We start from the raw sequence: 14,019 nt of genomic DNA on the forward strand, positions 1-14,019 counted from the left end.
TCTCGGCATGGTGTACCAAAACTACCTCGCAGTAGAAGTACAAAAACTGGGGTACGAGGTCGAAGCCAGGAATCATGGACAATTTGAGATTAAAGGATTTCAACCAGACGATTTACAAGAATTTTCCAAACGCAGACAACAGATATTAGAAGCAGTAGGTGAAAACGCAACTTGGGCAGAACGAGAAAAAGCGTGGACTACTACCCGGAGCATCAAACAGAAAATTAACCCAGAAGAACTAAAAGCCAAGTGGAGAGAAGAAGCCGCAGCACTGGGGATTAAATTTGTCCAACCAGGAGAAGCACAGCCGGAACTACAGCCCAGACTGGTAAGCTATGACAACCTGGAAGATGCCATCGCTCACTGTTCAGAAAGAAATGTTGCCTTCACCCAGGAAGAATTAGAAAAATTCATCCTCAATCAAGGACTAGCCACAGATGTCAGCCAGATAGAACCGTTAATTAAAGCTAATCCCGAATTACTCAGCCTATCCTCCGATACCCGTGACTTTACTACTCTGGCAGCAGTTAACCGCGAACTGGCAACCATTAAACTCATGCAGGATGGGCAATCCAAAGTTAACTCACTCGCCCACCCAGAAATAATTACGAGCCGTTTGGAGGAAACCACCCTAAATTTAGGTCAACGCCGCGCCGTAGAAGCAGTAGCCACTACCACAGACCAATTTATTGCTTGGCAAGGAGTAGCTGGTGCTGGTAAGACTTTCGCCCTTAAGGAATTAAAGGATATTGCCGCCGATGCTGGGTATACCATCAAAGGCTTTGCCCCCAGTTCAATGGCCGCTAAAGTCCTGAGTCAAGAGTTGGATATTCAAGCCGAAACTGTTGCTAGACTATTGGTTTCTGAACCGTCCCAGGAGATTGAATCACAGCAAATTTGGATTATAGATGAAGCCGGGTTACTCAGTGCCAAAGATGCGATCGCTTTGTTAGAAAGGGCTACCCAAGAACAAGCCAGAGTGTTGTTAGTGGGTGATACAAAGCAGTTATCAGCCGTAGAAGCAGGCAACCCCTTTAAATCCCTGCAACAGGCAGGAATCAAAACTAGCTACTTAAACGAATCCTTAAGACAACGCGCCCCAGAGCTAAAACTAGCAGTAGATTTAATTGCTGAAGGTAGGATTCAGGACGGATTTACACGGTTAGATGAAAACGGCAGTATTCAAAACGTCAGCAGAGAACTAAAAATTGAGGCAATTGCCCGTGATTACATAACAGCTACACCAGAACAACGAGCTAGAACCTTGGTACTGGCAGGAACCAATATTGAAAGACTAGATATCACCCAAGCCATTCGGGAAAAACTCAAAGCTGAGGGAAGTTTAGGTACTGGGATTAACATTACTCAGTTAAAAGCCAAAGATTTGACAAGAGTACAAAGGCGCTACACCCATAATTTTGAACTGGGTGATGTAGTCATGCCTACGCGCAGTTACAAGCGCCGGGGATTGGAGAAGGGCAAACTGTATGAAGTGGTGGGTAAGGATAATGACCGTTTAACCCTGAAAGCTGAGAATGGTCAAGCATTTCAGGTAGATACGGGATTTGAGCAAGCAGTTTATCAAAGGCAGGGAATTGAAATTGCTGTGAGCGATCGCCTACGCTGGACAAAGAATGACCGCCAATTAGGTAGGCGTAATGGCCAGGAATTTGTAGTCACAGCCATTACTGGGTTTGAGGCACAAATTGAGTATTTAGATAGCAGTCAAACTGAAGTTATCAATTTACAACAGGCGCAACATCTGGATTATGCCATTGTCAGCACTACATATAGTAGTCAGGGTAAAACTGCTGACCGAGTATTGATTGCGGCTGATAACACCATTGGACAAGAGAGTTTTTATGTAGCGGTTAGCCGTGCTAGGTATGAATTAAAGCTGTATACGGAGGATAAGGATTATTTATTAGCCCAGGCGCAATCCAGTAGAGCTAAGGAAAATGCTCTGGCTCTACTGCGACAACAGGAATTAGCGAAGCAGCAAAGGGAAAAAGCGGAGGAGCGGAGGAGCGGGGGAGCCGAGGAGCGAAGAGAAAAAGCAGAGGAGCAATTTTACAATGTGTCCTCGTCCTCTGTTCTGCCAACTTCTGCACCCCTAGCAAATTCTGCCCCTCCGCCCCTCTGCACCTCAGCCCCTCTGCCAAATTCTTCCCCTCAGCCCCTCCGCTCCTCTGCCCCTCTGCCTCTTATTGCTACTCCCAAACCTGTTATTAAACAGCAAGTTTCCAAGACTCCACCCCCAACAGTAGCATTTTGGACTCCTGAAAATTCTGTGTCAGCACCGGAACGCCTTGACGAAAAGCACTGGCAAGAATTAGTACTTGACAGCGCCATTCACCCGGAAATTGCCAGTCGTAACTTCAAAAGTCTGCATCAAACCAGGGAATGGGAGCATGAGGCTTGGGAATACCTGATGTACAGTGATAAATTGCCCCGCACCAATACAGGTAGGCTTTCATCAGGATTTATGAGTAAGTATGCTCATATTGAATCTGGTGGCTGGTGGTGTGATGCTGGTGTTAATCCAAAATCCTTTGCTGACCTGAAACCAGGAGATGAACCTGATAGAAAACTGTGGGGATGCTACAAACCCAACAACCCACGAGAAAAAGCTGATCAACCCGGTAAGTTTATTAAATATGAGCATCCACCTAAAACTGAGTTAAGTATTTTCCTGTTAGATGTACCTGATGATCTTGCCGAGCGTATCTATGAGAAAGCAGGGGTACAGCCTACTGAAAGCGATAAGAAAAGTGGATTTTGGTATTGTGTTTGTCAGTATAACCTCCCAGTGACAATCACTGAGGGAGCGAAGAAAGCCGCTAGTTTGTTAAGCCAAGGTCACGCAACAATTGGACTACCAGGGATATATGCTGGTTATCGCAGCAAGGATGAGTTTGGTGAGCAGGTGAAAGCAAGGCTGATGGATGAGTTAGCTGTTTTCACCACGCCGGGACGAGAGATGACTTTCTGTTTTGACTATGAGACACGACCGGAAACAAAAAGAAATATAGATATTGCCATCTCGCGCACCGGTGGACTACTGGAGGAGCGAGGAGCTAAGGTCAATGTAGTGACATTACCAGGGCCAGATAAAGGTGTTGATGATTTAATTGTGGCTCATGGGGCTTTGGCATACGAGAAGGTATGTAGTGAAGCATTAACCTTGAAGGAGTGGCGCGATCGCAACAACAAACAGCGACATTCACCACCAGCACCACCTAAGAAGTTGAGTCCTGAAGAACGCCAGCAGCAACTAAAGTGGCAAATCAGGGAGATGATATTTGGTTTAAACAAGGATGAATTAGCAGATTTAGTCTTAGAAGTGTCAGACTACTTTGAACAGCCACAGCAAAAGAATGACCCCCAGTTATCTAAGATGAAGGTTGTTCGTCAAGTAATTAGAGAGAATAAACCTCAGATTATAGAAAAGCTAAATAGCACTAGTGAATCAGAGCTAGAAGCAGAAATTCAGGAGTTGTCATCCGAAATTGAGTTACTGGAAGAAATCGCATTGTTAGAGTCAGAAGTGGAAAATCAATCAATCCGTTTTAGACGCTAACTATATATTCAAAATCAGTATATCAAAAACTTTTTCGTGAAGACAGGGTATGAAGTTTAGAGGGTAGAGTACAGGTTTTAATATACGATTTTTTTTATTAAACTAATGAAGTAAATCATATTTTTAAAATAATGAAAGATTTAATTTGCTAAATCAAAAAAACCAATTCTCTATTTTGAGAATATCAAAACCTTGAAAATCCGTCACATTATTTGTTACTAAAATAAAATCATTTGTAACTGCGATAGAAGCAATTTGTCCATCAATAAAAGCAGGACTTTTACCAAGCTTAGATAACTTGGCTCTTTCCTGGGCGTGATATTTTGCCGCTTGGAGAGTATAATCAAATAAAGGAAGTTGTGCTAAAACCACATTATTTATATAATCCTCTATATCTTCGCGTTTTCTAGACAGAGGAAGACGTAAACAACCATATAACATTTCATGGATAACTACGGTAGCGGTGGAAATTTCTTGTCTATATAACCTTAGCTTTTCCATTACTTTTTCATTGGGTTGAGGGCGTTTAACCTCCGATAATATATTAGTATCTAGTAAATACTTTAAACTCATAAATTAACTTCTCTTCCTGGTGAATTATCCCGTAAATTTTCAAAAGTATCATCATCAATACTTTCTAAATCCACCCTTTGTCTAAAGTCTTGTAAAGCTGACCAAAAATCATTATTTTCTTGACTTTCTGTTAAAACGTCTTGATTGTCAGATATGGCAAGTGTTTTTTTAGCTAATAATTTATATTGGAGAAATTGAATAAAATCTAAAACCTCTTGTTGTTTATCTGTGGGTAATTCTCGTAAGCTTTCTAAAACTGCTTGTTCCAGAGTCATAGTTTTACCTCTACTCTTAACTTCTAATACTTAGATACAATTATATTCTCAATTGAATCAAAAATCATATTTAACACTACTGTAGCTAATTTACGAGGGTGAGATAATGATACTTTAACCATTAACTCCCATTTTTTTGAGGATTGGCAAAAACAATCAGTCCTAAAAATTTCTTTAAGGTTTCCACAATGGTTTTTTAACGTATTGACAGCAGGATAAGGGTTTGGGATGACAAACTATCTTTTCATCAAAACGCTTCTGTATGCTTGATTTTGCCACTTTTGCCAAAATTCATCTAGGCTCTTATTTTGGCAAAGATATTGAGGAGAATTAGTATTATGTTTCACGCTTTATAATTTCAATGTTAGTTAGGTGTTGATCTGCCGAGGGATAGCCTCAAGAGAAATATTGCCATCTCCTTGAAGCCAACTCAATACACATTTAAGTATTAACGACTCAAACCTCTAGATAAATTTTCTTCTTCTTCAATACTGTCAGTATCACTTAAATATTGTTCTTCAGCTTGTAAGTATTCAGACTCAGCATTAGCATATTCTAAATCAGCTTGAGCGTTCAAATACTCATCAACTACAGGTTGAACTTTTTCAAGTTGGGTAATTTGTTCTGGCGTAACCTCATGGGTAAGAACTCCATCTTTAATGACTTCAGTGCCATTATTAGCCTTAACACTTACAGTATCACCTTGTTGTTGAAAACTGAAGTTTGTACTTTTGAAACTTATCGAACCATCAGGTTGTTTCTCTCCTAGATAATTGAGCAGAGTTTTGACACTATCCTCAATAGCTTTTTGTTTAATTTGGGAAACAGTTTGAGCAATTTCTTGACGAGTATCTTGAATTACTCCTTGAACAGTTGTTATTTTATGATCAACATTTTCCCGAACATCATTAATGCTAGTTTTAACTTGAGATTTAACACCATCTACTTGCGTTTGTAGCTCATTTCTGAGAGTAGAAACTTGCTGGTCTATCTGGGATTTAATCTCAGAGATTTGTTTGTCAACAGAATTACGCAATTTTACAACTTCAGGTGTAAGAGCTTCTTTAACTCGCGTAAGCAAACTTTTTGATGTCTGCTTAACTTTATTTTCAATTGAACCCACCCAGTTTTGCAACTTGGTATTTTGAATGGTAGGTAAAGAACGTTCGCTAAAAGCTGCTAATGATTGCTGTGTTTTCTCAATTGCTTTTTGCTGTTTCTCCAGCGACTTAGACATTTCTTCAACTTGAGCGAACAGCTTTTTGATTGATTCTTCTGACTGAGGCTGTGTTTTAAGTTCATCTACAAGCTTCTGTTGTTCTTGCATCTGTTTATGCAAAACATCAACTTGCTTTTGTAACGCTTCAACGCTATAAACACGTTCAGGTTTAACATTTTTTTGAGTTTGGCTTATGACATTTGATAAACCTAATGTATCTATTTTTGTTTCACCCTTATCTACACGAAAGACTTCTTCCTTACCAATCTTGATTGATACTACATTATTAAGTTTTTCAGGATGATTGAAAGCTTTTTCTAACTTATCAACTAAATCCTGGGAAATAAAAGGATTAATATTCTTGAGATTTTCATCAGCCAGACCTTTATAAATTCTTTCATTACCAACCTTGATTAATATTTCTTTATCAGGGTTAAACTCTTTTTCTTTAGCTTTTTGAAAGATAGTTTTTAGTAATGTTTCTAAAGTATCAAGATAATCATTTTTGATTTCTTTGGCATCTGATGGTTCAATCATGTTACGTCTCCATTTATGAGTATAAATTAAACCTCTATCTTTCTAGATATAGAGTATTCAAGATTCAATATTTAGGATTCAGAATACTGGCTCCTGTTAGTTAAACTACTTAACAGCAGGGAAGGATTGGTAATTATTTTTGGTAAGATAGCCCCACCAATTTTGTTGAGAATTTCTTTCCCTTCAACTTCGATATAGACAAAATTACTATCAATAATTAATGTTACAGAAGGGCTATTTTTCTCTAACTCTGGTAAGGTGTATTCTTCCAAAACACCATCAACTATATGGATATGAGGACTATGTGATGTACCATAGTAAATTTCAAATGAATGTGGAATATAACCATCAGGCAATGGCTCATCATGCCAAGAATCGATAGTATTTACAAATTCATTAAAATACTGGATAAAATACTTATTAGCAAAAGTTGCTATATCAGATGGAAGTTTAGCACACTCATCTTGGTAGTGCTGTAAATATGCTTTTTGTTTATCATTCATAATTTTCTCCTAAAGGTCATGAGCTTTTTTAACTGCTTGAACTGTTGCAGATTTAGCTTGTGTTTGTCGAGCTTTTACTTGTGATTTTTTAGACTCTAATTCTGCTTTTTTAGCTAATAACTGAACTTCTTTTTCCGAAGATTTAGCTGTATTTTCTGTTAATGGTAACAGTTTTTCAGCTTCCATTCTTCTAAGATTCATTTCTTCAGAAGCAGGTATCTGAAGAGATGATTTAGAGGCTAAGTCTTTTTGAAATTCGTACCAAGCTTTTACACTGAAACCTTCAGATTTGATTTCATGCTTAGGAATACGAATTTGTTGTAACACAGGTATACTTATTTGCCCACGAGCGCGAAACCCTGGGTTAATAATTACTGCCTTTCCCTCCGGCAAAGTATTAAATTGATTGATATCGAATAGTTTCCGTGTACTGTTTTGGTCTGAATTAGAAATACTTGCCCCGCCCTTGCCTCCAGAACTACGAGAACGCTGTTTATATTTGATTTCTTCCTCACCCAGAAAATTACTAAATCGCTCGGCAGCAATATCATCTTGGGGATTGAAAAAGGCTTTCGTAGCACAGCCCCCAAATATGGCATTAGTTGTGTTTTCGCCGTAAGCCTCCTCAAGCATTGAAAGGTTTTGCAACCCTAAAATTGATACCAAACCATCCTCTCTATTCTGATTAAGCCAATCTACCAAAGCAGGCAAATATAAAGTAGGTAATTCATCTAAAGCAAGTACCAGAGGACAAGAGCGTTTTGTTGCTACATTTCTACTAACTAAAAGATGCAAAATTGAAACTAATAAAGGCGCAATAACATCACGCTTTTCTTTATTCATCCCGAAAATCACCATCTGCCGTCCCTTTAAGTCCAGTGGAATATTAGTTTGACCACAAAAAGCGGCGAGGGCAGAGGGAACCATAAATCTGCTAAACAAACCACTGGCTGTTCCCACTATCGAAGCAGCTGTTTCGGGACTACCAGCAACAGAAACAAATTGCGCGAAAGCTTCTCTGACCATAAAATTTAGGTTTTCCGCTTCTTCAATTCGCTTGACTAATTTAGGCAGTCCCAAAATAGCTTGGCACATCATGATGTCTGGGTATTTAGTCCCTTTTACAAACATAAAGACTGCTTGCACTAGCTGATCCCCAGCGTTAGAGAAAAAACTGTTACCTCCTTCATCTGAACCTAGCTTAAAGTTGCGGTTAAGGGTGATGGCCAGTTGTCTAGCCATCTCAGAGTCTTCATTGTTACGAAGAAAGTCTATCGGGTTAGCGATCGCTGATTCTTTAAATCCTGGTGCAAGAACAGTGACATCATAACCTCGTTCCAAAGCATAGCCGGCGAGTATTGGGGCTTGTCCTTTGGCTGAAGCTGTGGCTGATTCTTGTTCACTATATTTGAAATCATACAGAATCACTGGTAGCCCCTGGTTAATCGCAGACCGCACTAAGGGATTCAACATTGAGAATGACTTCCCACAACCAGGGCCGCCACAAACTAAAATCCCCCGTTGTGCGTCTGGTAAATAAAGCGTGGAAGTATCTTCAGGAATTTGGGTAATTCTTCTGTTATTGACAATCAGAGCCTTAGTATTTTTGGGAGTGCCAATAAATAAAGATACTCGGTTATGCTTGCGTTGCTGAATTTGCTTACAAGCTAATTTTCGAGCCGCTTTTTTTTCAGCGCTGCCACCCCATCTAGCTGTAGCTAGTTTAGCTTTTCCCCCTTGACTATCAATATATTTGGCGATGACAATTACTGCCCCACAGGCAAGCAATCCTAGCCCGGCAGGAGACAAAAATGAGGATTGCATCTCCGGTGGAATGAATTGGTCGATACTAACTTCTTGAGATGTTGTCATCCTCCCGCCCCCAGTATCACAAGGTTATTCTCACTAACAGGTATCCAAGGAATGGGTCCGATGAAATAGGGGGTGCAAGTTCGGGGACCCAAAGGCGGTCGAACACAAATCCTAAAAAACAAGCCAAAGTCAGCCGTACCCTTTGATTCGTTTACCCCAATCAAAGCCACCTTGAACCCAGGGCCATAAACAAGTCTGCCTGTAGGCTCCTTTCCACCATTGACAACACTTAAAAAGCCGAACCCTCCTTTTACCTGTTGGGATGAACCGGATGCCCAACGCTTACCATAAAGTGATCCCCCTTGCCCTGCTAAATCACCTAATTCCATGTAGGCGCATTCCTTACCAGCTTCACAGGCTACGGGAATAGTTGCACTACGACTGTTAACACTGCCAGAAACAAAGTAGTTAGCGCCTACTTTTGCGTCCCCGCGTTCCGCCTTCCCAAGTACAACCGAGGCCACGCCAACTACCCCAGTCCCAGATTGAATTGGCAGTGGCATTTTATCAAAAGGTACTTGATCCAGGTTGGGAACTTGATTAATGAAACTACGTTGCCAACCTGAGAATTTATTAATTTGAGTTATATTCAAGCGGGGAATTGAGTTCAGAGAATACTTACTTAAATCAAGGTTACCTAAAGTCAGATTGGCAGCTTTGGGATTGTAATTAATAATTTGACCAATTTTACCACCACCAGAAACACCCGCTTTAATAAATAAATCTCGGATGGGTTGAACCTGATTGACATTGAGGTTTCCCAAACTCGGTATGGCTTTCACTAAAGATTGAGGGGTTTGCCATTCCATCAACCCAAAGTCTTTAAGTGTCAGTTTCGCACTGTTGGCTGGAGTAATTGCAGATATCTGGTTGAGGGTAAATGAATCAAGCCTGAAAGCATCTTCCACATCTCCCAGCATGACTATAGAATCTACTTGTTGTCCTGCTGACCATGAACGAGAGGGGTCATAGCCAAACTGGGGAATTAAATTTTTAGGGATGCTGAGATAACCAGATTCTTGGACTGGTGGCAGGGTTCCCCAAGTTATCTTTGCCCAGTCAGGGGCTTGGGCTTGATATTTACCTACAGAATAGGTAAGTGTTGGCGGTTGAGCTAGAGATGGTTGTGGTTGTGAAGCTACCGAAATTAAAGCAGTGGTAGCTAACAAATATTTTTTAAATTTCATTTGATTCGGAATAAAAACATTGCTGGGTTTTTACATTTTCCAGATGAATTGCATTAATTAAAGTTTTCCTAACTCAATTAATTGGTTAAAAATTTCAGCATCAATACCAGAGAGAGCGATAGCTTCTTCTCTGCTCTTACCTCGTCTAAGCAATCTAATAGTATCCTGGAGTTTATTCCATATAGGAGAGCCTTGTTTAATTTCCCCATTACGTCCAGCAATTGCTAACCCGTAAGCTATAGCATTAGCATCATTTCGTTGAATCGTTCTACCTGGAATCAAAGTTATACTAGAAAGATTAGAAGATGTAATTTGAACGTTACTATTCTGATGGTTAGGAGATGTAATCTGAGGGTTAGTATTTTGATTATTCCTAGCAGCAACTGTTTCTTTAGCAGATACTGGCTCAGTTATTACTGGTGGTGTTTCCTCAGCCACTAATAAGGGCTTGGGTCTTTCTGAATCAGGTTTGATGATTAAACTTGTGTATGATGGCTGTCCTGTGGCCGGTGTTAATTTAAATTGATATTGTTTCTGTCCTTCAGCACCACTAGTGAGAATTGTAAGTTGTGTACTCCCATCACTACTAGATGTGAGATGTGGAAATTTAATTGGTTGAATATGCCGCAGAAATAAAACTGTCGCTCCAGCATTTGTACATTCTTGATTTGATTCCATTTTTTGGCATAACCCACCATTAGAAGTGAAGGAAATACGAGTTGGGTCACCAATCCACACTTGTTTGATGATTTCACCAGACGGAATAAAATTGATAGTTAATCCGTACCCACTCCAAACTTTTAAATCAATTCCCGAAGCGGTTATACCTTGAGCATCTTGTGAATATACTACTCTAGTTGAACTAGCTAAGGCTTTAGCAGAATTAAAAACTACTAAATTGAGCAGACAAAAGGCAGAGATAAGTACTGTTTTGGGTTTATGCCCTTGTTGAATAAATCGTTTCATAATAAGATAGTTTGATTGACAAACAACTGAACAGACGTTCCTGATTCCAGAACAAATACTATGGTTTCTGACTGCATTTGTTGTAATCGCTGTTGATTTGCGGTTTGCATTCTTCGTACCATCTCATTTATGCTGCCCTCAGCAAATCCTGCTACTAAATTTTTATCATCATTGCTAGTAGTAACAGTTGAAATACCTATTGAGTTAATAGTTGATTGACTATTAGGACGATTTTGAATTTCCGCCGCCTTTGCTACTCCAGATAATATTGATGCCATCAAAGAACCACCTAATTCACTACCCTTTTGGGATTTGGCTTTCAAAAGATTGCCATTTTTACCAAGTATCAAAACCGAGTTCTCTGGAATACTTTTTTCTTCTGTTTTCCCATCTATGTTAATTAAGGCAGAAACAGCGTGCATTTGCACATATCCTGATTCATTAGAACTATTAAGCCGAGCTACAATATAAGAACCTACTGGTAATACTTCTGTGTCGTCAAATGCTTGTAACGGTTTAGTTAATCGAATTAAATAATTTTGATTTTCTTGTTGTGTAGTATTTCGACTCCAGGCAATAGGAGTTTCTAAGCTACCTTCTACACGGCTTCCTACCAAAACTCGTTTCCCATTGTGGTCAGGATTTAAATTAAGGTTCTGATTTGAAACTTGTTTATCAACCAATTGATTACCTGAACCACCTTGAATACCTTCAAGATTCTCCAATTCATCAGATGCCAAAGATGTAAAATCTGTTGGCTCTGAAGTTCCATAATGACCAATATTAGAAACTGCTAACCACTGCTGCATGGGATCTACAGGAGGAGCTTTTGCTTGTGTTGCCGTGCTAGAAACTGGCGGTACTGTAGGAGTAGGAACAGGCGCGGGGGGCGGTGTGGTATATCTGCGAGGCGGTGGTACTGGTTGAGTAGAAACAGTCCTAGTAGCTTGAACTTGCGGTGGTGATGGGGGTGGGGGTGGCGCGACAGCCACAGGTGTAGGCGTGGCTGTGGGCGTAGCTTCTACTTGAGCCTTCTGGTCACGAATCTTTTTAAATTCTAAGTTTTGACTAGTTAGAGCTAAAGCTGTCTTGGTTTCGCCTGTCTCGTCCTTAATTTCTGGTTCTTCTAACACTTCTTGAGAGTTCTTTGCAGGTTCAATTTCTTTAGTGGTAGTCAAATTCAATGCATTCATGGAACCATTGATTACACCACCAATGAGCATGATAAAAAGCAGTATTCCTCCACCAATAACACACATTTTTAAGATGGGGTTTTGTGAGACTGTACGAGTAGTGACAATTTCTTCAGGTTGAGGTATTTCTGGGGATTTAATTTCTTTTATTTCAGCTTTTACCCCATTCATGGCGGCAAAGTTATTTTTATCTTGTATCTCTTCTGGCGTTGATAGTGTATCGGGTATTTCGCCTGGCTTTTGTACTGTATCCTGTACTTCTATTTGTGGAGATTCTTGTATTTGCGTCATGTTAATTACTTAGCTCTAAATCTTGAATTTTATAAATTTCTAGCCCAGCTTTCCGAACATGATAAGCAGTTTGCTGAAAATCAGATGAAATATTTGGTAAAGCGGGTGTGTCTATTGCTCTTACAAAAATAGTTTTGTTAAATGCTATTGGTGTTCCTATCATATTGCTAGCCTGAAACACAATAACTTCCGCAATCATATTTATAGACCATTCACCTTTTCTGAGTTTTTTAGGTTCACTAAGCCAACTTATTTTTAAAATAGACTGAGTGGAACCATTAAAAACATTGGGAGGAGTCAGATTACCTATTTCTTTAAGAAAAGGAGCGCGGAAATCTTCAGATAAAGCAAATCCTGTAGCCCATACTGTCGTAGTAATTTTATTGTCGCCTGCTTGCACACCAGAATCTAATTTCAGGTTTTTAGTGGGTTCTACATTGTAATCATTACTTATTTGAGGTACTGTATTCCAGCTAAGTAAACCCATCATTGTTTGACCTACAAAATGCGTAATGGCTTGCGGGGAGCGCTCATCACTACTTATGGAAGATACTCTAATAGATTCACCGTCATTTAATTCTACTAATGTAGGTATTTTTGAGTTAGCAACTTTTCCTATCCGGGAAAAATTTATGATCTCTATCAACAGTAAAAGAGTAAGTAAGACTGCGTTACCCATGAGAAATATTGGGGTAAGATTTAGTTCTTTTCTTTCAAGTAATCGCATTATCTTCTTAACCCTACAGAAAATTTAACACCACTAGAAAAAGCTGTAAATACAGCCATTCCAGCACCAGTACCTATTGCTACAGCAAGCAAAGGTGAAAAAATAGCTTGTATTAATTGCGTTAACAAAGGATTATTAGCAGGTGCATTAACAATTGAACTTGCAGCTATTCCGACAATGATTGAATATGAAATTAGCACTAATGTTAATGCTAGCCATCCTGATATCCAAGCATAAATAGGTTTTGCACCTACTGGCAGTAAACTAAGCACGAGAAATATTGGAGCGACATATGCTGTTAGCAAGAATGATAACTGGACTATGTATTGAAACCCTGCTGATAACCCACTAAAAATGAGAAAAGCAAACCCTTGTACCAAGTTATTAATTAATTCTCCACCAACATCCAAAGGATTCCAGCTTCCAGTTCCTGAACCTAAACCTTTTTTTTGTCTGATTTTTTGGGATTCAGTCTTTGCTTGCTGGATTGTTTCATCAATACATTTCTTACGTGGATTATTCCTGTTCCCTTGAGAGTCAATTTCTAATTCATTATGTTTTTCACATTGTGCAAGAGCAGCTTGTGTAGCAAGTGCAAATCCTTGATCTAGATTGGTAATACGAATTGCATCTTTTAAGGTGACTCCATTTCTAGTAATAGATAAAAGTTGGCTGTTTAAGTTAACAGTTACATTTCTAAGAGCCAATGTTGAGCCAGCCAACATCATGCCATTATTAGAAAGCATCAAAATTACTAAAAGCGGAAACACCATCTCATTTACAACACCAGATGAAAAACCTTCTTCGCTAAATTGTGAGTACCAACCCAAAGACCAAAAACTTACTAATACCACAGCGACTAACATGGAAATTGATACAATTGCTATATAAACAGGACTTTGACCAGCCGCAAAATCTTGCCAATCTTGTTCAAAAGATTGGACAATCATATCTGAGCCATTCATGGCAGCTTCGATGATTTCACCAGAAATTGTTGCTCCTGTATTTTGCCCTGGTTGTTGACCGCTAGATTGAGCCAAAATAAGAGGTATAAACATTTTGCTAAGTCATTTGGTTAAAAAATAAAAGTTTTTAG

The 14,019-nt window shown here is 39.4% G+C and carries 11 protein-coding genes; 1 reads left to right on the forward strand and 10 read right to left on the reverse strand.

The window, feature by feature from the left end; translation table 11 throughout:
- Window positions 1-3,580: AAA family ATPase (locus ACM0OS_RS02930; protein WP_414541655.1), on the forward strand; the 3,580-nt coding region annotated here is incomplete at its 5' end.
- 153 nt (window positions 3,581-3,733) lie between these two features.
- On the opposite strand, the gene ACM0OS_RS02935 is transcribed toward ACM0OS_RS02930, so the two are convergent.
- From ACM0OS_RS02935 to ACM0OS_RS02980, 10 genes are all read right to left on the reverse strand, one after another.
- Window positions 3,734-4,153 (reverse strand): type II toxin-antitoxin system VapC family toxin, encoded by a 420-nt coding sequence (locus ACM0OS_RS02935; RefSeq protein WP_414541656.1) that lies wholly within the window; start codon window positions 4,151-4,153, stop codon window positions 3,734-3,736.
- Window positions 4,150-4,428, reverse strand: a complete 279-nt coding sequence (locus ACM0OS_RS02940) for a hypothetical protein (RefSeq protein WP_414541657.1) — start codon at window positions 4,426-4,428, stop codon at window positions 4,150-4,152. Before ACM0OS_RS02940 ends, ACM0OS_RS02935 begins: the two co-directional genes overlap by 4 nt.
- A 448-nt stretch (window positions 4,429-4,876) precedes the next feature.
- A complete protein-coding gene (locus tag ACM0OS_RS02945) occupies window positions 4,877-6,184 on the reverse strand; it encodes a hypothetical protein (RefSeq protein WP_414541658.1) in 1,308 nt (435 codons plus the stop codon).
- Between the two features lie 71 nt (window positions 6,185-6,255).
- The gene (locus ACM0OS_RS02950; RefSeq protein WP_414541659.1) at window positions 6,256-6,687 is read right to left on the reverse strand and encodes a hypothetical protein; all 432 of its coding nucleotides are present in this window, start codon (window positions 6,685-6,687) and stop codon (window positions 6,256-6,258) included.
- Window positions 6,688-6,696: 9 nt separating this feature from the next.
- Window positions 6,697-8,559 (reverse strand): TraM recognition domain-containing protein, encoded by a 1,863-nt coding sequence (locus ACM0OS_RS02955; protein ID WP_414541660.1) that lies wholly within the window; start codon window positions 8,557-8,559, stop codon window positions 6,697-6,699.
- Window positions 8,556-9,746, reverse strand: a complete 1,191-nt coding sequence (locus ACM0OS_RS02960) for a hypothetical protein (protein WP_414541661.1) — start codon at window positions 9,744-9,746, stop codon at window positions 8,556-8,558. The genes ACM0OS_RS02955 and ACM0OS_RS02960 overlap by 4 nt, the downstream gene beginning before the upstream one ends.
- Before the next feature lie 57 nt (window positions 9,747-9,803).
- Window positions 9,804-10,712, reverse strand: a complete 909-nt coding sequence (locus ACM0OS_RS02965; protein ID WP_414541662.1) for a hypothetical protein — start codon at window positions 10,710-10,712, stop codon at window positions 9,804-9,806.
- A complete protein-coding gene (locus ACM0OS_RS02970) occupies window positions 10,709-12,196 on the reverse strand; it encodes a TrbI/VirB10 family protein (RefSeq protein WP_414541663.1) in 1,488 nt (495 codons plus the stop codon). Before ACM0OS_RS02970 ends, ACM0OS_RS02965 begins: the two co-directional genes overlap by 4 nt.
- A 1-nt stretch (window position 12,197) precedes the next feature.
- Complete coding sequence (locus ACM0OS_RS02975) at window positions 12,198-12,923, reverse strand: hypothetical protein (protein ID WP_414541664.1); 726 nt, start codon at window positions 12,921-12,923, stop codon at window positions 12,198-12,200.
- Window positions 12,923-13,981 (reverse strand): type IV secretion system protein, encoded by a 1,059-nt coding sequence (locus tag ACM0OS_RS02980; protein ID WP_414541665.1) that lies wholly within the window; start codon window positions 13,979-13,981, stop codon window positions 12,923-12,925. Before ACM0OS_RS02980 ends, ACM0OS_RS02975 begins: the two co-directional genes overlap by 1 nt.
- Between the last annotated feature and the right edge of the window lie 38 nt (window positions 13,982-14,019).

Source organism: Nostoc sp. CCY0012, from assembly GCF_963920855.1.
Lineage (GTDB): Bacteria > Cyanobacteriota > Cyanobacteriia > Cyanobacteriales > Nostocaceae > Cyanocohniella.